The sequence below is a fragment of the Aurantiacibacter sp. KMU-128 genome (genome assembly GCF_056933515.1).
The window spans coordinates 61,898-82,573 of record NZ_JBXORT010000001.1 but is presented as its reverse complement, the minus strand read 5'-3'; the positions used below and the strand labels follow the sequence as shown (position 1 = coordinate 82,573).

Genomic DNA, 20,676 nt, shown 5'->3' with positions numbered 1-20,676 from the left:
GCGACTAGGAGCGATCACGAAATCTCAAATAAAGATAGCAGATTTCTATGAAGTTTTTAGTTAATGACAGATCATGACCGGCATTAAGAGAAATTCCACCCCCACCGCCTACGAATATTAAACCCTTTGATTTATTCACGATCTCCTTTGCCAAATCATCTCTTGAGAAATTATCCAGAGTTATGCTGTGAAGCCCTTTTGGCCTCCTGTTAAATCGCTTGACTGGCCTATAGTTAACCATAGTTAGGCCGTCTTCCTGCATCGCGTATTCACTGAATCGCCCATGGATTGTTTCATCATCACTCACCCAAAACACCGCAATATGCTCACTTATTGTCACCCACCGCTTGCGAAAAAAACCAATCTTTTTGTGAACTTTTTCTGAAAAGTGTACAATCGCTACTCTATCTGCCTCATAGTGGTCGAGGCCAGTTTTGAAATCCATTACTCCTGAATCGCAAATAAGATTGCCTCCGAATTCAATGATTTCGGCCTCGAAGCTATGCAAAAACCTCTTGAGCTTATTGACTACGGCCTCGCACCTTTCCTTCTGCCTTGTGGCGGTAACGCGCCTCTGGTTGGCCTCGCCCTCAGCAATCTTTGCCTTCTGCCGAAAATGTTGGTCTGCTCGCTCTCTAAAGTTCATGGTGGTACCTTGCTGCTAACTTGCCCTAAATCGATGGGAATTTTTTCAATTTGCCTGATCAAATAACAGACTCGCAAAGCCCTCAGCAATGCACAAAGGCTCTGGCGACCGCTTACTTAATTGAAGTGTGATGCTTTCCGCTGCACCAATAGTATGATATCTATGCCGATATGACGACAATCCGCAAAACCATCACCCTCAGCGACACGCAGGACGCCTGGATCAAATCCCAGATCAGGCGCGGCGCATTCACCAATGATAGCGAGTATATCAGAGACCTCGTCCGGCGCGATCAGGAAGGGCAGAACCGTCTCGCCAACCTGCGAGAGGCCATTGCAGAGGGGCTTACTGGCGGCGTGAGCGAGAAATCGCTCGACGAAATATGGGCGGAGGCTGAGAAGCGCGCTGGCAATGCGTGATCTTCATATTAGTCGGCCGGCAGAAAACGATCTCGCTGGCATCGCAGACTACACGATTGCGGAATTCGGAGTCCCGCAGGCCCGCAAGTATCGCGAACAATTCGACGCTTGTTTCCGATCCTTGCTGGACAACCCGTATCTAGGCCGCAGCGCGGAAGAACTTGCTCCCGGACTCCGCCGCATCAGGCAGCAGGCCCATGTTGTATTTTACCTGCCAAGCGACGACGCGGTGCTCGTAGTGCGCGTCCTGCATCACAGCATGGATTTTGAACGATACTTTTAGTTTGCGTCATCCTGAACTTTTTTGACCTTCGGCCAGTTTCCCTTCCAGGATCCATTTCTGCTCCACGCACTGCCGCTCGCAATTCGGGGATGGATGCTGAAACGAGTTCAGCATGACGAAAGGAGTAGGCGGCACGGCCCTTGCCCCCTCGCTTTCGCGGGGGCAGGCTAGTCCAGCGTCACGATTGATTAAGAGGAAGCTCCACCATGCACCGCCCAACCCTAACCATCCTCGCCAGTCTCGCCCTCGCCACTCCCGCGCTCGCGCAGGACGCGGCCGAGCCGCAGCCCGATATCTTCCTGTTCGCTTTTGACGCCTCCGCCAGCGAGGACGCGCTCTCGAACGGAATCAACACCACCAATCGCCCCACGCTCTATGACAACCAGCCGTTCTTCACCGCAGGCAGCGCAACCTTTGTATATTCGCGCAGCGATGGCGTGCAGACCGATGTGTGGGAGTATGACATTGCCAGCGGCACCCACACGCAAATCACGCGCTCGCCCGAAAGCGAGTATTCGCCCACGCCCTCGCCCGACAACCGCACGATCAGCGTGGTGTTCGAACGCAATCGCTCGATCTGGCAGATCAACCGCGCCAATCCCGACGAGCCCGTCTGGCTGCTCGAGGCGGCGGGGGTGGACGAGCCGGTCGGCTATTTCGCGCGCAATTTTGCCACCGGCGATGTGCTGTTCTGGTCGCGCTATGGGTTCAACGTCGCGCTCACCCATGCGGGAGAGCCGCGCTATCACTTCGTTAGCGGCCATGCGGTGCCTGCCTCGCCGCATCTGATCCCTGGCACGGGCCAGTTCAGCTTCGTCCACCGGCAGACCAATGAGGAAGTGTGGATCAAGGCGCTCGACCCGGCAACGCGCGCGGTGCGGCCGCTGGTGCAGATTGCGGGGAGCAATGCCAACTACACCTGGACGCCCGACGGCGCGATTTTGCAGATCGAGGGAACGCTGGTGCATCGCTGGCGCGAAGGCGGGGATGGCTGGGACGTCATTGCCGACCTCGCCGATCACGGCCTCGCCAGCGCCACCCGCATCGCGGTAAGCCCCGACGGGACGCGTGTGGCGGTGGTGGGGATGAGTAACGAATGAACTGTCCTACAGGCGAGACCCGCCATTAGCTTCGCTGCGCCCTTTTTCATCCACGCGGAGCTTTGCAGGCCATGATCAGCCTCCCGAAACTTCACTTCCCGCTGCGCACACGGACAAACTTCATGAAACACCCACAGCGCAAACTTTCACCGCTGCGCTGCCGAATCACCTCCAAACCTTTCCGCGCCAACGCGGAAAAGTCCCACCAAATTAACCCCCGCCGCCTGTTGCGCCGAAGACTCACACAGAAAGTCTTAACATCCGAAACGCTTTATTAACCTTTTTTGGTGAGAAGCGTCGTGGTTAATTCATGGCAACACCTCGTTCAGGGGGGTTACCCAAGGGGACACGAAGGGAACGGAAGAATGCGCGTTCTGCTGATTGAAGACGAGCCGACAACCGCCAAGGCGATCGAGCTGATGCTCACCACCGAAGGCTTTAACGTCTACTCGACCGATCTGGGCGAAGAAGGGCTCGATCTGGGCAAGCTGTATGATTACGACATCATCCTGCTCGATCTGAACCTGCCCGATATGCACGGCTATGACGTGCTGAAGAAGCTGCGCGTCGCCAAGGTGCAGACGCCGGTGCTGATCCTTTCGGGCATTTCCGAAATGGACAGCAAGATCCGTTCCTTCGGCTTTGGCGCGGACGATTACGTGACCAAGCCGTTCCACCGTGACGAACTGGTCGCCCGCATCCATGCTGTAGTGCGTCGTTCGAAGGGCCACTCGCAATCGGTCATCCGCACCGGCAAGCTGGCGGTGAACCTCGATGCCAAGACCGTGGAAGTCGATGGCGCCCGCGTCCATCTGACCGGCAAGGAATATGCGATGCTCGAGCTTTTGAGCCTGCGCAAAGGCACGACGCTGACCAAGGAAATGTTCCTCAACCACCTTTATGGCGGGATGGACGAGCCCGAACTCAAGATCATCGACGTCTTCATCTGCAAGCTGCGCAAGAAGCTGTCGAGCGCGTGCGGCGGCGAGAACTACATCGAAACCGTCTGGGGCCGCGGCTATGTTCTGCGCGATCCGGATGCCGAGCAGGAAGCTGCCTGATCTGAGATAGATCTCCTAGAGAACTTCGTCCGCGATTACGGACGAGGGGTACCCAGAAGAGCCCTGGAAGCATGAACCCCGCTTCCAGGGCTTTCCTGTGTCCAAGCGCCACGTATCGCCTCTGGACAAGGCAACCCTGAGGCGACTAGCGAGCGCGCTATGACAGCACACAAAGAAGGCGATCCGCTCACGCTCAACCGGCTGTATGGCCGCAGCCAGGGCAAGCCTTTGCGCAAGGGGCAGCAGGAGCTGGTCGACACGCTTCTGCCGCGCATTGCCGTGCCCGATGAAGGCGAAGTCACCGCGCAAAGCCTGTTCGGCGAGGATTGCCCGCTGCATTTCGAAATCGGCTTTGGCGGCGGCGAGCATCTCGCCTACCGCGCCGACTTGCTTCCCAATCACGGGCTGATCGGTGCCGAGCCGTTCCTCAACGGCGTGGCGATGGCGCTGGGCCATATCCGCGACCAGAATCTGGGCAATGTGCGCCTTTATCACGGTGACGCGCTGCAAGTGCTGCGGCGCATTCCCGACGGCGCGCTGACGATGGCCTATCTGCTCCACCCTGACCCCTGGCCCAAGGCACGCCATGCCAAGCGGCGGATGATGAATGACGGGCCGGTGCAATTGCTCGCCGACAAGCTAAAGCCGGGCGGCGAATTCCGCTTCGGCACCGATCACCCGGTCTATGTCCGCCACGCACTGATGGTGATGCGGCGCTTCACCCATTTGTTCGAGTGGGTGATCGAAGGACCGGACGATTTCCGCATCCGCCCCTCGGGCTGGCCCGAGACGCGCTACGAACACAAGGCGCGCACCGTGTTCGGGCACGAGGTGTGGTATTTCCGGTTCCGGCGGCGGTGAAGGAGTTGCAACAATGAGCCAGAAGACGGCCCTCATCATCGGCGCATCGCGCGGCATCGGGCTGGGCTTTGCGCGGCATCTGGTGGAGCATGGCTTCCACGTCATTGCGACGGAACGCAGCCGCAGCGACGATTTGCACGCGTTGGCGGAGGCGAGCGGCGGCGCGGTCACTATTGCTGATTGCGATGTCACCGACGCACAGAGCGTCGCGGCACTGGCCGGGCGCACGGAAAGCGGCGCGCTCGATTATCTCATCGTCAATGCCGGCATTTTCGGGCCGCGCAACCAGCCACTGGGCGAGATGATGCGGGAGAATGTCGCCGATATCCTCCACACCAATGCCACCGCGCCGGTGCAGGCGGCGCTGGCGCTGCTGCCCTGTGTCCGCAATGGCGGGACAATTGCCATGCTGTCGAGCGAGCTCGGCTCGATTGCGCAATCCTCGGGCGGCATCAATCTCTACCGCATTTCGAAGACCGCGCAGAATATGCTCGCCCGCTCGCTGTTCGAGGAACACGCGAAGGCGCGCGGCGTCGGCGTGCTCTCGCTCCACCCGGGCTGGGTGCAGACCGATATGGGCGGACCGAATGCGACGATCGATGTCGACACCAGCGTTGCAGGGATGCTCGACGTGCTGGCGGGCGAGAAGGAGCCGCGCCATGCCTTCCTCGATTACACCGGCGCGACCCTGCCCTGGTAGGCATCTGCGCGCTGAATCCGTTGGACAAGCCCCGCGATTTACCCGATTTGTCGCGGCGATGACCCACGCTGATGCGACTCGATGCTGAGCGAATATTCGGCCCAGATCGGGCTTGCCCTCCTTGTCGCCCTGTTCGTCGCCTTTGCGATGGAACGCCGCCCGCCGGTCGTCATCGCGATCATTGGTGCGGCGGCGATGTTGTTGCTCGGCTTCCTGTCGAAGGACGAAGTGCTGGCGGTGTTCGGCAATTCCGCGCCGATCACCATTGCCGCGATGTTCATCCTGTCGGGCGCGCTGCTGCATACTGGCGCGCTGGAAGCGGTGTCGGGCTGGGTCATTGCCCGCACACTGCGCCGGCCCAAACTGGCGCTGGGCGAGATTACGCTGGGCACGCTGGCGGCTTCTGCTTTCATGAACAACACGCCGGTGGTGATCGTGATGATCCCGATTGCCAAACGGCTTGCCCGTGTGATGCGGATTGCTGCGACGCGCTTACTGATACCGGTCAGCTATCTCGCCATTCTCGGCGGTACATTGACGCTGATCGGCACCTCTACGAACCTGCTGGTGGATGGCGTCGCGCAGGATGCGGGGCTGGAGCCCTTCGGCATTTTCGAGATCACACTGGCGGGGTTGGCAGGAGCGGCGGCTGGCCTTGCCATGCTCGCTTTGCTTGGCCCGCTGCTGCTTCCCAATCGTGGGCCGCGAGCGGATGACGAGGAGCGCGAAAGCGACCTGTATCTCTCGCATCTGACGCTGGCTCCAGGGAGCCGCTCGACCGGGCGTCCGCTCGCCGAAACGCAATTCATGCGCCGCCCCGGCCTCAAATTCCTCGCACGGCAGAACGGGCGCGAGCTGCAGCGCAGCGGCTTTGCGAATTACGAGCTGGTGGAAGGCGATCAGTTCGTTGTCTCCGCCACCCCGCAAGAGCTGGCCTCGCTCGCCGAAGCGCCCGATTTCCGCACCGGGCTCGTCGGGCTGGGCGGCGGCGTGGCGACGCGCAAGAGCGAGCGGCCCGCCGATCTGAGGATTGTCGAGGCGGTGGTTTCCGCCACCCATCCGGTGGTCGGGCGCAGGCTCGCGGAAATTCCCCTGCTCTCGCGCTTGCAGGTGCGCGTGCTTGGCCTGTCGCGTCCGCGCCATCTGGCAGGGCCGACGCTTGCCGATGTGCGGGTGCGCGCGGGCGACCGCTTGTTGATCGCCGCCACCGAAGATGCAGCGGCCACTCTGCAAGCCAATGTGCAGCTGACCAATGTCACCGAAAGCGGCATTCGCTCCTTCCGCCGCGAGAAAGCGCCCATCGCGATTGTCACACTGGCCGCCGTGGTTATCGGCGCGGCGATGTTCGGCCTGCCGATCGAACTGATGGCGATCCTCGGCGTTGGCCTCGTGCTCGCCACCCGTTGCCTCGAGCCCGATGAGGCCTGGGCCAGCCTTGACGGCAGCACGCTGGTGCTGATCTTCGCCATGCTCGCGTTCGGCAAGGGGCTGGAGAATGCCGGGACGATGGAACTGGTGGTGGAATCGCTTAGCCCGCTGTTGATTGGCGGATCGCCCATCCTGCTGCTGGTGGCAATATACGCCATCACCTCGATCATGACCGAGCTGGTGACCAACAATGCGGTCGCCGTTATCATGACGCCGATTGCTATCGGCCTCGCACAGGCGGCAGGGATCGATCCGCGCCCGCTGGTGATCGCGGTGATGCTGGGGGCGAGCGCGAGCTTTGCAACGCCCATCGGGTACCAGACCAACACGCTGGTCTATGGCGCGGCAAATTACCGCTTCACCGATTTCCTCAAAGTGGGCGTGCCGATGAATATTGCCGTGGGCGTTGCCGTCTGCACCGCGATTACGATGTTCTACTAGCCTGCGCGGACGGCAGCCAGCGCGCGCTGCGGATCAATCCCGAAATGTCCGGCTATCTCGCGTGCCATGATGTCCAGCAAATTGGCGGTCGGACGCAGATCGCGGCTTTCGTAAAGTTGGCTTGGTGCAAGCCCCGGCCAGTCCGCCACGACGGGATCGCCCGCCGCCAGCGCGCCGCCCAGCATCAGTGTGGCAGCCCCGGTACCGTGATCCGTGCCCATCGTGCCGTTGATGGCGGCAGTGCGGCCAAACTCGGTGGCGATCAGCACGAGCGTATCGGCCCACACGCCGCCCAGCCCCGCGCGCATTCCGCCGAGCAGCGCGTCGAGCCCGCTCAGCTGAGTGCGGAGGCGTCCTGCCTGCCCCAGATGCGTGTCCCAATTGCCGGTCTCGATCATCGCCACACGCGGGCCATCGGGGGCGGTCAGCAGCGAGGCGACCAGCCCGCCGACTGCCGCGCCATTACGGCCATTATTGGCGCCGATATCGCTCGCAAGCATCCGCGTGCGCAGCCCCTCGTCCCATAGCGCCGCAAGCTGCGCGTCCTCTGCATAGAGAGTGCTCAATTGCGCCAGCAATTCGTCGCTGGGGTCGGGAATGCGGTTGGGCGGCGCGTAGGTCGCCACAGGCCGCTCTCCGCGCAGCGCCAGCGGAACCGTTGCGGACATGGCCATTGCTCCGCCCTCGCCCGGCAAGAGCGGCACCAGCCGCCCGAGCCAGCCCGTGCCGATGGCATAAGGGGCGGACGCCCCTGTCTCCAGCAGGTTCTGCCCGTCAAAATGCGAGCGTTCGCGGTAGGATGTGGCGACCGCGTGGAAGGCCCGCGCCTCGCCTGCCGCAAACATTCGCGCGGTCTGCTCCAGTGCGGGATGCAGTGCGAAGAAGCCGTCGAGATCGTGCGCGTCATCATCCACCAGCGCCGCGCGCAGGCTGCGCAGGGCCGGATCGCCATGCGGCTGCACTATAGCGAGCCCGTCTGCCGCACCGCGCTGGATGATGAAAACGAGCCGCTTGGTCTGTTCGGCGCCCATCGCGATGCGCGGGAGGGTAATGCCGAGGCCAGCGAGCGCAGCGGTGGCGATCAGTTTGCGGCGGGTTACGGGAAAATCCTGCATCGTCACCTCCGAATGAATTCCGGGCTGGACAGCAGCAGTGCAAGACCCATGCCGTCGCCAGAGCCATTGGCTTCGGCGGCCATGATCGCATCGGCGGTTGCGCCGCGCAAAGCATCGCCCAGCACATGCGCGGCGAGCGCAGGCACGTCCCCCTGCCGGCCCGCCCGTGGGGCAAAGCGGTTGGCAAGCTCCACCCGCGCCAGCAGGGCACCGGGCGAGGCCCAATCGACCATCTGGTCGCTCCAGCCCGCCGGATGGCCCGGCTGCCAAATCGGTTGTCCTAGCTGCCCGAACGCCCTGATCGAACCGCGCAGATTGTCGCCCGCACCGGCGATGCCCGTTACTCTCAGGCTGGCGACCAGCCAGTCCCACGGACTGCGGAACTTGGCGCGCGGCGCGCTCCAGACTTCGGGCTCGTCAATCAGCGCCGCATAGACGCTCGGCAAGTCGCCATCGCTTGCAAGAAAGGCCTGCGCCAGCCGCGTAACGGCCGCTTCGGGCGGATCGTCAGCGATGAAATGCACTGCCAGTTTGCGCGCAATATGCGCCGCGGTTTCGGGGCGCAGGGCGAGATCACGCAGGATAGCTTGTGCCTGCTCGGCACCAGTATCGGCATAGGATCGGCCCAAGATCGTGCGAGGGCCGGGCTGGTGCAACTCCTCGACGAAGACAGTCTCGCCATCGGCTGCATCGACAAAGCGCGCCAACCGTCCGTCCCCCACGCCCGCCACCGTCCAGCCGGTCAGCGCGCGGGCAAGCTCGGTCACATCTTCCTGGGAGTAGCCGGAGCGCACGCCCAGCGTGTGCAGTTCGAGGATCTCGCGCGCATAATTCTCGTTCAAACCGATTTCGCGGTCGCGGCGACGGCGGTTCACCTGCGCGGCGAGCGCGCTTCCGGGGCCGACCGAGCGCGTCTGGTCGAGGAAAATCAGCATCGCCGGATGCGCGGCGACAGACAGCAGCAGATCGCTAAAGCTGCCCATGATATTGGGCCGGATGACACGGAATTCGTAGTCCGCCGCATAGATGCGCAAAGGCAGCTTTTCGACCGAGACGGCAAAGTGGTTCGACCAGAAGTGCACGAGCCGCTCGGCAAAGCTGGTGTCGCTCGCCACCGCCATTTCGATGCGGGTGGCGGCGGCTTCCGCCAGCAGGCGGACATCCTCGCGGCGCGCCGCCATGCCCATTGCGCGCGCCTCCTCAGCATTGCCACCCTCGCGCCGTGCTTCGCGGCGGATGCGGACCAAATCGGCATATGCACCGCCGATTGCTGCGCTGTCTGGTATAGCCGCCAGCGCAGAAGGCGCGGGATCGAAGCGGCGCAACTGCTCGCGCAGCCAGCCGCGCAGATCATCGGGCACGGCCTCATCCGCCTGCAAGCCAAGGCCAAAGCGATCGGCCGCAATGTTGCGCTGCGGGTTCATGCTGCCAGCCTATAGCAGACCGAGCTGAACCGCAGGCGTATCGAATTGTCGCTTTCTGTCGCGGATCAGCCGAGGATCCCCGCCGCCGCCAGCACCGCAAGCGTCAGAACATCAGGCGCGATGGCGGTCATCGGGGCGATTTGCACGGGCTTTTCCGAACCGATCATCAGCGGGCCGATGGTCGCGTCACCCCCCAGTTCGCGCAGCAGCTTGGCCGAGAGGTTCGCCGATTGCAGCCCCGGCATGATGAGCACATTGGCCGGGCCTGACAGACGGCTGAACGGATACAGCGCCATGACTTTCGCATTGAGCGCGGCATCGGGTGCCATTTCGCCTTCATACTCGAAATTCACGCTCTCATCGGCATCGAGCAGCGCCACCGCATCGCGGATATTGCCGAGCCATTGGCCCGAGGGATTGCCGAAGGTCGAATAGGACAGGAACGCAACGCGCGGTTCGTGCCCCATGCGCCGCGCGACGGCGGCGGTTTCCTTGGCGATATGTGCCAATTGCTCGGCATTGGGCCGCTCGTTCATCGTCGTGTCGGCAAGGAAGGTCGTATGGTTCTTGCCGACGATCATATGTACCCCGAACAGGATCGCATCGGGCTTGGGATCGAGCACGCGGGCAATTTCGCGCGCGGTCTGGCTGAAGGTGCGGGTAAGGCCCGTCACCATGCCATCGCCCTTGCCGATCGCCACCAGCAGCGCAGCGAACACGTTGCGCTCCTGATTGACCATGCGCCGCACATCGCGCTGAGTGTAACCGCGCCGTTGCAGGCGGGAGTATAGATACTCCACCATCGGCTCGATCTCCGCATAATTGGCCGAATTGGCGATTTCGAAGCTTTCGGGATTGTCGACCGCCAGCTCGCGCAGCTTTTCCAGCACTTTCTCCGTGCGACCCACCAAGACCGGCGTGCCATAGCCGAAATCGCGGAACTGGATGGCGGCACGAAGCGCGACCTCCTCTTCCGCCTCGGCAAAAACGATGCGCTTGGGATTGGCCTTGGCGTCCTCGTACACGCGAGTGAGCGCGGCGGTCGTCGGGTTGAGCCGGGTGCGCAGCGCGAGCGTGTATTCCTCGAAATCGGCAATCGGATCCTGCGCGACGCCCGAATCCATAGCTGCCTTGGCAACGGCGCAGGATACGCGCTCGATCAGGCGCGGATCGAACGGGGCGGGGATGATGTATTCGCGGCCGAACTTGTGATTGATGCCGTAGGCGGCAGCCACTTCTTCCGGCACCCGCTCCCGCGCCAGATCGGCGATTGCCTGCGCGGCGGCGACCTTCATTTCCTCGTTGATAGCCGTAGCCCGCACATCGAGCGCGCCGCGGAAGATGAAGGGGAACCCCAGCACATTGTTGACCTGGTTGGGAAAATCGCTGCGGCCCGTGGCGATAATCGCATCGGGGCGGACTTTCTTCGCCTCGTCGGGCATGATTTCGGGCACCGGATTGGCCATGGCAAAGATGATCGGCTGGTCGGCCATTTTCGCCACCCATTCGGGTTTCAGCGCACCTGCCGCCGACAGGCCGAGGAAGATATCCGCGCCTTCCAGCGCTTCTTCGAGGCTGCGATGCGGCGTGTCCACCGCGTGCGCGCTCTTCCACTGGTCGACCCCGTCACGGCCCGGATAGATCGGCCCCGAACGGTCGCACACGATCACGTTCTCGTGCGGAACGCCCATCGCCTTGATGAGCGCGGTGCACGCCAGCGCCGAAGCGCCAGCGCCGTTCACCACCATCTTGCAATCCTTGAACTCGCGCCCGGTGAGATATGCGGCATTGAGCAGACCCGCCGCCGCGATGATCGCGGTGCCGTGCTGGTCGTCATGCATCACCGGAATGTTCATCCGTTCGCGCAAGGCCTGCTCGATAATGAAGCATTCGGGCGCGGCGATGTCTTCCAGATTGATGCCGCCAAAGGTCGGCTCCATCAGCGCCACGGCATTGATGAAAGCTTCCGGGTCTTCGGTATCGAGCTCGATATCGATCGAATCGACATCGGCGAAGCGCTTGAACAGCACCGCCTTGCCTTCCATCACCGGCTTGGATGCAAGCGCGCCCAGATTGCCGAGGCCGAGGATGGCGGTGCCGTTGGAAATGACCGCCACCAGATTGGAGCGCGCGGTATACTTGGCGGCCAACGAGGGATCTTTCGCAATCGCTTCCACCGGCGCGGCGACGCCCGGCGAATAGGCAAGGCTGAGATCGCGCTGCGTTGTCATCGGCTTGGACGCGATGATCTCGATCTTACCGGGGCGGATCGTCTCGTGGTAAAACAGTGCTTCGCGGGTGGTGAAGCCGGTATTGTCTTTCTCGTCCAAGGCGTGTCTCTCCTGTCTCGCGGCCCCCGCATAGAGCGATGAAGCGCGAAGGGGTAGGGGAAAGGTTGGAAAACTGCCCTTTCCGAATCATCGCCGTAGCGCGTATCGCAGTCGCTTAATGGCCGACGCCCGCACCCCGATGATGCAGCAATATTTCGCGCTCAAGGAAGAGGCGCGCGATTGCCTGCTGTTCTACCGCATGGGCGACTTTTTCGAGCTGTTTTTCGACGATGCCAAAGTTGCGGCGGGCATTCTCGATATTGCGCTGACCTCGCGCGGCGAGAGCGGGGGCGAGAAAGTGCCGATGTGCGGCGTGCCGGTGCATTCAGCGGAAGGCTATCTGGCGCGGCTGATCAAGGCGGGATGCCGCGTGGCGATTGCCGAGCAGGTGGAAACGCCCGACGAGGCGAAGGCGCGGGCCAAGCGCGAAGGCTCGCCGGTGTCGAAAGCGCTGGTGAAGCGCGACATCGTGCGCTTCGTTACCGCTGGCACGCTGACCGAGGATGCGCTGCTCGAACCGCGCCGCGCCAATATGCTGGCGGCAGTGTGCGATGTGCGCGGGGCGTTCGGCGTGGCGGCGTGTGACATCTCGACCGGCGCAATGGTGCTGGAAGAATGCGCGCCAGAAGCGCTGGGCGCTGTGCTGGCGCGGATCGGGGCGAGCGAGATTGTGGTGCCGGAGGATTTTGACGCGCCACCGCATGAAGCTGTCATCCGCCCCCGCTCCGGTTTCGGCAGCGATGCTGGCGAAGCGGCGCTCAAGCGGATCCACGCTGTCGCCTCGCTTGACGGGTTCGGCCAGTTCAGCCGCGCCATGCTCGCCGCAGCGGGCGGATTGCTCGCCTATCTCGACCATGCCGGGCGCGGGACGATGCCGCTGCTCCTGCCTCCGGTCGCCCGCCAATCGGGCGCGCATCTGGCGATGGATGAAGCGACGCGCGCTTCGCTGGAAATTCTTGCCAGCCAGCAGGGCGGGCGCACCCATTCGCTGATTGCCGCGATTGACCGCTGCGTAACCGGTGCTGGCGCAAGGCTGCTGGCGGAGGATTTGTCCGCGCCCTTGGCCGATAAGGGCGCGATTGAGGAGCGGTTGGCGCTCGTCCAGTACCTCTTCAAGGACCCATTGCTGCGCGCCGATTTGCGCGGGCTTCTGCGCGCCCTGCCCGACATTGGAAGGGCGCTGGGTCGGCTCGTGGCGGGGCGCGGCAGCCCGCGTGATCTTGGGCAAATCCGCGATGGCCTGATCGAGGCGCGGCGCATCCATGATCTGCTCGCCCCCAAGCCGGACAAGCCTGCTCTGCTTGCGCATTTGCTACCCGCACTCAGCGGCCATGCCGAACTGACCGATCTGCTCAGCCGCGCGCTCGTCCCTGCGCCGCCGACCGAGCGCAGCAATGGCGGCTATATCGCGGGCGGATACGATCACGCGCTCGACGAGCTGCGCGAAGTCTCCGGCAATGCCCGCCGCGCCATCGCCGCGATGGAGGCGCGCTATCGCGAGGAGACCGACACCCCCTCGCTCAAGATCAGGCACAATGGCGTGCTCGGCTACTTCATCGAAGTGCCGAGCAAGCACGCCGACAAGCTGATAGCACCCGAGAGCGGCTTCACACATCGCCAGACCATGGCGACGGCGGTGCGCTTCAATTCGCTCAAGCTGCACGAGGAAGCCAGCCGCATTGCCGAGGCAGGCGGGCGGGCACTGGCGGCCGAAGAGGCGCATTTCGAGGAATTGTGCGAGCGGGTGGCAGCGCGGCGCGAGGCGATTGCGGCGACGGCGGCGGCCTTGGCGCGTCTCGATGTCAGCGCGGGCCAAGCCGAGCGGGCGAGCGAAGGCGAATGGTGCAAGCCGGTGATTGTCGAAAGGCCGGTGCTCGACATTCAGGCGGGGCGGCATCCCGTAGTCGAAGCGGCGCTGGCCAAAGCGGGCGAGCGGTTCGTCGCCAATGATTGCGCGCTAACAGAAGATGACCGGCTGTGGCTGGTCGGCGGGCCGAATATGGGCGGCAAATCGACCTTCCTGCGGCAGAACGCGCTGATCGTTCTGATGGCGCAAGCAGGCGGCTTTGTGCCCGCCAAGTCCGCCACTATCGGGCTTGTCGACCAGCTATTCAGCCGCGTTGGTGCATCGGACAATCTGGCGCGCGGGCGCTCTACCTTTATGGTCGAAATGGTTGAGACCGCCGCCATCCTGAGTCAGGCGGGCGAACGCAGTTTCGTGATCCTGGATGAAGTCGGGCGCGGTACATCGACTTACGATGGGTTGGCGCTGGCATGGGCGGTAGCCGAGGCGATCCACGAAACGAACCGATGCCGCTGCCTCTTTGCCACGCATTACCACGAAATGGTGCGGCTAGCGGAGACTTGCGATGCGCTGAGCCTCCACCATGTCCGCGCCAAGGAGTGGAAGGGCGATCTCGTCTTGCTCCACGAACTTGCCGAGGGCGCGGCGGATCGGTCCTACGGTTTGGCGGTCGCGAAACTGGCGGGGGTTCCCGCGCCGGTTGTGAAGCGGGCCAAGTCGGTGCTCGACAAGCTGGAAAAGGGCCGCGCTGAAACCGGAGGGCTCGCCGCAGGGCTGGGCGAACTGCCGCTTTTTGCTGTTATAGCAGAACAGGAAGACGAGCCCGCAGACGCGCTCAGGGAACGGCTTGGCAGCATCGATGCCGACGCACTCACCCCGCGCGAGGCGCTTGATATGCTCTATGAACTGAAGCGCCTCGTTTAGGCAATTGAGAGTTAACCGCCCTCGCTCTTCGGGCCATCCACCTTATTTGCCTTGCCATATTTGTCGACATTGTCGTCATGGTTGGGTTCATTGGCATAGGCATCCATGTCGATGCGGCCGGAACTTTCCATGTCGCGCATATGGTCAACGAGATCCTGTTTCGATGCGCCTTGCACGGCGATGCTCTCTGTCACCTTGCTGCTTTCAAGCGGACTGCTCGTTTCGGTGGTGGTCGCCTGCGCTTCTTCGGCAACTTCCTGCGCCTGATTGCGATGATCGTCCTGCTCATCATTATGCGTCTCGGGCGCGAGCGCGGCCTGACGTGCCTCCTGGCTTTCGGCTTGGGTCTTGCTGTCGGTCATTGTTGATCTCCTTTGGGAAATCAACGGATCGAGCAGAGGGCTGTTCCGAAGAATCCGCAGGACTAGCGATTGGCTCCGGGCGTCCAGAGGACATCGCCTGCGCCATCATTGTTGACTGCGCGGCAAAGCACGAACAGCAGATCGGACAAGCGGTTGATAAAGGCAATCGCCGCCGGATTGACCGGCTCTTGCGCTGCCAATGCTGATACTGCCCGCTCCGCCCGACGTACCGCAGTGCGCGCCACATGCAGCCGCGCCGCCGCTTCGCTCCCGCCGGGTAGGATAAAGCTGGTGAGCGGCTCTAGACCAGCATTCACCGCGTCGATCCGCCCTTCAACCCATTCGACCTGCGCGGGGACAATCCGCAGCGTCATTTCACCCGGTTCAAAATCGTCACCCGGCGTGGCCAAGTCGGCACCAAGATCGAACATATCGTTCTGCACCCGGATCAACGCGTCACGATGCGCGCCTTCCAGAACCTGCACCGCCATGCCGATCGCGGCATTCGCCTCGTCCACCGCGCCCACCGCTTCCATACGCGGGGCGTGCTTGGGCAGACGCGAACCATCGACAAGGCCTGTCGTGCCATCGTCTCCGGTGCGGGTGTAAATCTTGTTGAGCTTGACCATTTTTTCCTCCGCCCCGGCATCCGCCGGTGCGTCCTCGCTAGACGCGCAGCAAGCTGCGCCCGCTGCGGGCGGCCGTTCGGCCTTGCGGTCGGCACATTGCCGCCCGTTCCCGCGCTTGACGCACCCTCATCAACTATTCACCGCCAGCAGCACGGCGATGGCGACAATTGCCAGCGCCTGGAACTTGATGCGGGCGAACATGGCGCTGTTTTGCCGCATCTGCAGCTCTTTCGCGTTGTCACCGCCATTTTCCAGATCGAGCTTGGTCGTCTGCAGAAAGGCGACAATGCCGCGCACCAGCGAAACGACGACCATGATGGCCAGAAGGGCGATAATGATGACTAGAAACGTGTTCATACAGCCTCATGTGGGGAGCGCGAGAGGGTTATACCACATGGCATTTCGCCCATGCGCAGCTTTTCCGCAAGCGCGCGACCATCCTCTCCAGCCTGCCGCCGGTCGGCCAGACTTGGCGAGCCGCGCCGTTTGGCAAGCTTCTGCCCGCTTTCGTCGAGCAGCAGCGGATGATGGTGCCAGCGCGGAACCGGCAGACCGAGAATGCCCTGCAATAGGCGGTGGACATGGCTGGCGGCGAAGAGATCGGCCCCGCGAGTCACCAGCGTGACCCCGTCGGTGGCATCGTCCAACGTCACCGCGAGATGGTAGCTGGGCGAGCCGTCCTTCCGCTGCAACACGATATCGCCAAACAGATACGGATCGACCTGTTGCACGCCTGCGAGCGCGTCTTCCCAGCTGAGTTTGGCAAGTGAGGGCTCTGCGGCCAAACAATTGGCGACGTTGAGCCGGAACGCGGGTTCGCCCGTGATATCTCCATAAGACTTGTTGCGGCAGGTGCCGGAATAAACCGGCCCGTCCGGCCCTACCCGCGTCGCAGCGGCTGCGATGTCCGTGCGGGTGCAGTCGCAGGCATAGATTCGCGCATCTCTGGCGAAGGTGCCTTCGGCCAGCATCAGACTATGAAATTCCGCCCGCGTCGATTGCGCAGGGACGTCCTCCCATTCGAGGCCGAGCCATTCGAGATCGCGGCGGAATTCGTCGGGCAATTCGGGCCGCGCACGCTCTGCGTCGATATCCTCGATCCGCAGCAGGAACCGCCCGCCAGCCTCGCGCGCCAGATCATGCGCCACGATGGCGCTGTAGGCGTGACCCAGATGCAGCGGGCCATTGGGGCTGGGGGCGAAGCGGGTGACGGTCATTGCTAAAACCGTCATTGCGAGAAGCGCAGCGCCGAAGCAATCCAGTTCTGGCTTCGCAGTTCACGCTGACGGGTTGCCGACCATGCGCGCTGGGACTGGATTGCCGCGCCGCCTGTCGGCGGCTCGCAATGACAAGGCGCTTTATGTGCACAGCCCTGTGGACAGGTGGTGTGTAACAGTCTTGACGCTTAACCGTGCAAATGCACACTCACCGTCAATCACGGGAGGACACGAAGCGTGTTCAAAGCCGAATTGATTGAAAGAGCCGCCATCTTCCGCAGTGCGGAGGACGATCCGGTACGCAAGCTGGAAAGCTGCCCCGCGCTGGTGCTCAATGCGGACTATACCCCGCTGTCCTATTATCCGCTGAGCCTGTGGCCGTGGCAGACCGCGATCAAGGCGGTGTTCCTTGAGCGGGTGGACATCGTCGCGAGTTACGACCGCGCGGTGCACTCGCAATCGCTCGACATGAAAGTGCCAAGCGTCATCGCGCTGCGGCAATATGTGAAGCCCAGCCAGTTCCCCGCCTTCACCCGCTTCAACCTGTTCCTGCGTGACCGGTTTTCCTGCCAGTATTGCGGGAGCGAGAAGGATCTGACCTACGACCACGTCATCCCCCGCCGCGCCGGCGGCAAGACGACATGGGAAAACATCGCCACCGCCTGCGCGCCGTGCAACATGAAGAAAGGCGGGCGCACGCCGAAGGAAGCGGCAATGCGGCTGCAATACGAGCCGATCCGCCCGACCTCGTGGCAATTGCAGCAACACGGCAAAAGCTTCCCGCCGCATTACTTGCACGAGACGTGGCGGGACTGGCTGTACTGGGATATCGAGCTGGAGGCTTGAGGAGCGCACTCGCCCTGTGGCTCGCCCTTGGTATCAGCCTGATAGCAGCTTGCGCCGAAAGCGAGCCACCTGACAATCCGCAAGAAACCGCGCCAATCGGGCCAATCCTCACAGCTGTTCCGGACGCGTCTTCAATCGAAGCCTGCGATCTGCTTCGCGAAACAGTCGTGGCAAATGGCACTTACCGAGACGAGCAAATCTATGGCTGCGAGCTGGGGCCGCGAGAAGGCACTGACCTGCATACGGGCCGCCTGAATGCGCATTGCCACGAGGAAATTTGCGGAAGCGTCTTGCTCGGATGGTATGCTGTCGATTTGGAAGCTGGCCGAGTTTATGATTGGGACTATACAGAATGGCAACCCGGCGAAGAGATCACCGCCTTACCCCTGACAAGCAATTGATATAGGCACTGGCTCAACGCACCGCTAAGAGGTCGCATGAGCGTATACGATTCCAATTTCAACTGGGTGATAGAAACCGCGCTTCGGACCCTCTCCGACAAGGGCACAGATGTCTTCACATTCGCGCTGTATTACGACCACGAGAGTTACGGGGTATGCGTTTGCGCCGACACGCGCGGCAATTCGCTGGCATCGGCGCGGCGAATGACTGCATTTAGCCAGCCGCTATTTCTTGAAGCTGTGGCGGCGAAGGATCTCGAAAAGGCAAGCTCCTGGGCACAAGTCCCCGAACGAAGTTATGCGCTCGGCGATTTCACGCATAAACATCTTGGGTGGATCAACATAAAGGCACCAAACAACAGCGCGCCCTTCTATCTGGCGATGATCAACGCACTACTGCGCAACGCAGACCGGATTGCTGCCCTGTCCAGAGACCCTGATAATCTGGTGTTTTGCTGCTCCGGCAAGAGGGACGAGGTGGAGTTCACCTGGCGATACCGGGCAGGTTAAGCGCCGCGACTTACGTCACCGCCCCCCGCTCGGCATACTTCGCCTTCCGCCACTCGCCGCTGTCGAGAATATCGCGCAACTCGCGCACCAGCCGCGCGCAGTCGGCAAACCTTACGTAAGCTGGCGCGAAGCCGACGCGCAACACGTCGGGGGCGCGGAAGTCTCCGGTGACTTTGCGGGCGATCAGGGCCTGGCATAGCTCGTAAGCATGGGCGTGGCGGAAGCTCAGCTGGCTCCCGCGCGCTGCCGGATCGGCGGGGGCGATGCATTCGAGTTCGGGCACGACCTCCGCCATCGCCTCGCGCGTGAATTCGGAGAGGGCGCGGGACTTTGCGACCAGCGCCTCCATCCCGATGCGCGCCATCAGCTCCACCCCGCATTCGAGCGCGCGCATGGCGAGGATCGGCGGGGTGCCGCAAAGCAGCCGGTCGACGCCGTGGGCGGGCGCGTAGTCGTCGGTGAAGGCGAAGGGCCGCGCATGGCCCATCCAGCCGCTCAGCGGTTGTTCGATGGCGCTGTGGTGCCGCTCAGCAACGTAAGCGAAGGCAGGCGCGCCCGGGCCGCCGTTGAGGTATTTGTAGCCGCAGCCGACCGCGAAATCGGCCTTGGCACCGTTGAGATCGACCGGCACCGCGCCTGCACTGTGCGACAAGTCCCACAACACCAGCGCGCCCGCCTCATGCGCCTTGGCGGTGAGCCGTTTCATATCGAACATCGCGCCCGATTTGTAATGCACATGGGTGAGCATCAGCAGCGCGACATCGTCGTCCAGCGCATCCTCGATGGCGTCGCGTTCCGCCAGCCGCTGCTCGGCGAGGCCCTGCCCTTCCAGCCCCTGCAGCACGTAGAGATCGGTCGGGAAATTACCGGGCTCGCTGAGGACGACTTTGCGCCCAGGGCGCATTTTCAGCGCGGCGCTGATGAGTTTGAACAGGTTCACCGAGACCGAGTCTGCGGCGATGACTTCATGGCTCGCGGCGCCGATCAGCGGTGCGATCATGCCGCCGATTTTCTGCGGCAGGCCGATCCAGTCGGCACTGTTCCAGCTGGCAATCAGGTCTTGGCCCCATTCCTGCTGGATGGCGTGCTGGAGCCGTTCGGGTGTCGCCTTGGGTAGCGCGCCCAAGGAATTGCCGTCGAGATAGGCGATATCGTCCGCGATCAGGAATTCACTCCGCCAGTGTGCGAGCGGATCGGCGGCGTCGAATTCGGCGGCTTTTTGGAGAAGATACATACTCAAGATCCGTTCGTCCTGAGCCTGTCGAAGGACTGCTTTTCCTTCTGGCCTCGCGTAAAAAGGGAATTACAGCCGTAGAACCTCCGGTTCAGCTTCGCTTCCGAAAAGCTCAGGGCAGTCGGATGACTGGTGGATGTCAAAGTTCCGTCCTCACGCTCAGCAACTCGGGGAAGAACCCCAGTTTCAGCACGCTTTCGAGATAGGGAATGCCCGCCGTCCCGCCGGTCCCGCGCTTGAAGCCGATCACGCGCTCGACAGTCTTCAAATGGCCGAAACGCCAGCGTTGGAAGTGGTATTCGAGATCGACCAGCTTCTCCGCCAGCTCGTACAAATCCCAATGTGTCTTGGGGTCGCGGTAAACTTGCGCCCACGCCTGCACGACGTCCTCCGAAGGCTCGTGCGGTCCGCGTGTCTCGCCTTCAACCAAACCTTGCGGAATGTCGAAACCGCGCCGCCGCAGCAGGCGCAGCACTTCGCCATAGAGGCTTGGCCGTGCCAGTTCCGCCCGCAGCTTCTCAGCGACTTCGGGCGTCGCCTCGTGCATTGTCACCATATCGGGATTGCGCCCGCCGAGGATGAATTCCATCAGCCGGTATTGCGCGCTCTGGAACCCGCTCGAGCGGCCCAGATGCGGGCGCACTTGCGAGTAATCATGCGGCGTCATCGTCGCCAGCACATCCCAGCTCGAAATCAGTTGCCGCTGCGCCTGCGCCACGCGGCTGAGCATTTTGAACGCCGGATCAAGGTCGTCCGCAGCGATCAGCTCTCTCGCCGCCATCAGTTCGTGCAGGCACAGTTTGAGCCACAACTCGCTCGCCTGGTGGACGATAATGAACAGGAACTCGTCATGCGCGTCGGACGCAGGATGCTGCGCCGACAAAATGCGGTCGAGATCGAGATAGCTGGAATAGGTGACGTCGCTCTTGGCCATGGCCAAC

At 62.5% G+C, this 20,676-nt stretch carries 20 protein-coding genes; 10 read left to right on the top strand and 10 right to left on the bottom strand.

Going from position 1 to position 20,676, the window contains the following annotated elements; all coding sequences use genetic code 11:
- Nucleotides 1-4: 4 nt before the first annotated feature.
- The gene (locus ACS0VV_RS00480; RefSeq protein WP_483530787.1) at nt 5-646 is read right to left on the bottom strand and encodes a hypothetical protein; all 642 of its coding nucleotides are present in this window, start codon (nt 644-646) and stop codon (nt 5-7) included.
- 170 nt (nt 647-816) lie between these two features.
- On the opposite strand from ACS0VV_RS00480, the gene ACS0VV_RS00475 reads away from it, so the two are divergent.
- The 7 genes from ACS0VV_RS00475 to ACS0VV_RS00445 all read left to right on the top strand — a co-directional run bounded on the left by ACS0VV_RS00475 (nt 817) and on the right by ACS0VV_RS00445 (nt 6,939).
- Nucleotides 817-1,065: a type II toxin-antitoxin system ParD family antitoxin gene (locus tag ACS0VV_RS00475; RefSeq protein ID WP_483530786.1), complete on the top strand. Its 249-nt coding sequence runs from the start codon at nt 817-819 to the stop codon at nt 1,063-1,065.
- The gene (locus ACS0VV_RS00470) at nt 1,058-1,348 is read left to right on the top strand and encodes a type II toxin-antitoxin system RelE/ParE family toxin (protein WP_483530785.1); all 291 of its coding nucleotides are present in this window, start codon (nt 1,058-1,060) and stop codon (nt 1,346-1,348) included. The genes ACS0VV_RS00475 and ACS0VV_RS00470 overlap by 8 nt, the downstream gene beginning before the upstream one ends.
- A 206-nt stretch (nt 1,349-1,554) precedes the next feature.
- Nucleotides 1,555-2,448, top strand: a complete 894-nt coding sequence (locus ACS0VV_RS00465; protein WP_483530784.1) for a TolB family protein — start codon at nt 1,555-1,557, stop codon at nt 2,446-2,448.
- Nucleotides 2,449-2,813: 365 nt separating this feature from the next.
- A complete protein-coding gene (ctrA, locus tag ACS0VV_RS00460; protein ID WP_483530783.1) occupies nt 2,814-3,509 on the top strand; it encodes a response regulator transcription factor CtrA in 696 nt (231 codons plus the stop codon).
- 159 nt (nt 3,510-3,668) lie between these two features.
- Nucleotides 3,669-4,370 (top strand): tRNA (guanine(46)-N(7))-methyltransferase TrmB, encoded by a 702-nt coding sequence (trmB, locus tag ACS0VV_RS00455; protein WP_483530782.1) that lies wholly within the window; start codon nt 3,669-3,671, stop codon nt 4,368-4,370.
- 13 nt (nt 4,371-4,383) lie between these two features.
- Entirely contained in the window at nt 4,384-5,070 is a 687-nt protein-coding gene (locus ACS0VV_RS00450) for an SDR family NAD(P)-dependent oxidoreductase (RefSeq protein WP_483530781.1), read from the top strand.
- An 81-nt stretch (nt 5,071-5,151) separates the two neighbouring features.
- Entirely contained in the window at nt 5,152-6,939 is a 1,788-nt protein-coding gene (locus ACS0VV_RS00445) for an SLC13 family permease (protein WP_483530780.1), read from the top strand.
- On the opposite strand, the gene ACS0VV_RS00440 is transcribed toward ACS0VV_RS00445, so the two are convergent.
- The 3 genes from ACS0VV_RS00440 to ACS0VV_RS00430 form a co-directional block, all read right to left on the bottom strand.
- Nucleotides 6,936-8,054 carry a DUF1501 domain-containing protein gene (locus ACS0VV_RS00440; protein ID WP_483530779.1) on the bottom strand — a complete coding sequence of 373 codons (1,119 nt, stop codon included), beginning with the start codon at nt 8,052-8,054 and terminating at the stop codon, nt 6,936-6,938. The two genes, ACS0VV_RS00445 and ACS0VV_RS00440, sit on opposite strands and share 4 nt — an antisense overlap.
- Nucleotides 8,055-8,056: 2 nt before the next feature.
- Nucleotides 8,057-9,478: a DUF1800 domain-containing protein gene (locus ACS0VV_RS00435; protein ID WP_483530778.1), complete on the bottom strand. Its 1,422-nt coding sequence runs from the start codon at nt 9,476-9,478 to the stop codon at nt 8,057-8,059.
- Nucleotides 9,479-9,543: 65 nt separating this feature from the next.
- A complete protein-coding gene (locus ACS0VV_RS00430) occupies nt 9,544-11,808 on the bottom strand; it encodes an NADP-dependent malic enzyme (protein ID WP_483530777.1) in 2,265 nt (754 codons plus the stop codon).
- A gap of 118 nt (nt 11,809-11,926) precedes the next feature.
- On the opposite strand from ACS0VV_RS00430, the gene mutS reads away from it, so the two are divergent.
- A complete protein-coding gene (gene mutS / locus ACS0VV_RS00425; protein ID WP_483530776.1) occupies nt 11,927-14,536 on the top strand; it encodes a DNA mismatch repair protein MutS in 2,610 nt (869 codons plus the stop codon).
- A gap of 11 nt (nt 14,537-14,547) precedes the next feature.
- Here the strand turns inward: mutS and ACS0VV_RS00420 are convergent, their stop codons facing one another.
- The 4 genes from ACS0VV_RS00420 to gluQRS form a co-directional block, all read right to left on the bottom strand.
- Nucleotides 14,548-14,898 (bottom strand): hypothetical protein, encoded by a 351-nt coding sequence (locus ACS0VV_RS00420; protein WP_483530775.1) that lies wholly within the window; start codon nt 14,896-14,898, stop codon nt 14,548-14,550.
- 62 nt (nt 14,899-14,960) lie between these two features.
- Nucleotides 14,961-15,527 carry a cob(I)yrinic acid a,c-diamide adenosyltransferase gene (locus ACS0VV_RS00415; RefSeq protein WP_483530774.1) on the bottom strand — a complete coding sequence of 189 codons (567 nt, stop codon included), beginning with the start codon at nt 15,525-15,527 and terminating at the stop codon, nt 14,961-14,963.
- Between the two features lie 129 nt (nt 15,528-15,656).
- Nucleotides 15,657-15,884, bottom strand: coding sequence for a hypothetical protein (locus ACS0VV_RS00410; RefSeq protein WP_483530773.1), 228 nt, complete (start codon nt 15,882-15,884; stop codon nt 15,657-15,659).
- A complete protein-coding gene (gluQRS, locus tag ACS0VV_RS00405; RefSeq protein WP_483533470.1) occupies nt 15,881-16,744 on the bottom strand; it encodes a tRNA glutamyl-Q(34) synthetase GluQRS in 864 nt (287 codons plus the stop codon). Before gluQRS ends, ACS0VV_RS00410 begins: the two co-directional genes overlap by 4 nt.
- A gap of 270 nt (nt 16,745-17,014) precedes the next feature.
- On the opposite strand from gluQRS, the gene ACS0VV_RS00400 reads away from it, so the two are divergent.
- Nucleotides 17,015-17,590 (top strand): HNH endonuclease, encoded by a 576-nt coding sequence (locus ACS0VV_RS00400; protein ID WP_483533469.1) that lies wholly within the window; start codon nt 17,015-17,017, stop codon nt 17,588-17,590.
- Nucleotides 17,591-18,027: 437 nt separating this feature from the next.
- A complete protein-coding gene (locus tag ACS0VV_RS00395) occupies nt 18,028-18,501 on the top strand; it encodes a hypothetical protein (RefSeq protein WP_483530772.1) in 474 nt (157 codons plus the stop codon).
- Nucleotides 18,502-18,511: 10 nt separating this feature from the next.
- Here ACS0VV_RS00395 and kynU read toward each other — a convergent pair whose 3' ends face one another.
- Nucleotides 18,512-19,735, bottom strand: a complete 1,224-nt coding sequence (gene kynU / locus ACS0VV_RS00390) for a kynureninase (protein WP_483530771.1) — start codon at nt 19,733-19,735, stop codon at nt 18,512-18,514.
- Nucleotides 19,736-19,874: 139 nt separating this feature from the next.
- The gene (locus ACS0VV_RS00385; protein ID WP_483530770.1) at nt 19,875-20,669 is read right to left on the bottom strand and encodes a tryptophan 2,3-dioxygenase; all 795 of its coding nucleotides are present in this window, start codon (nt 20,667-20,669) and stop codon (nt 19,875-19,877) included.
- Nucleotides 20,670-20,676: the final 7 nt, after the last annotated feature.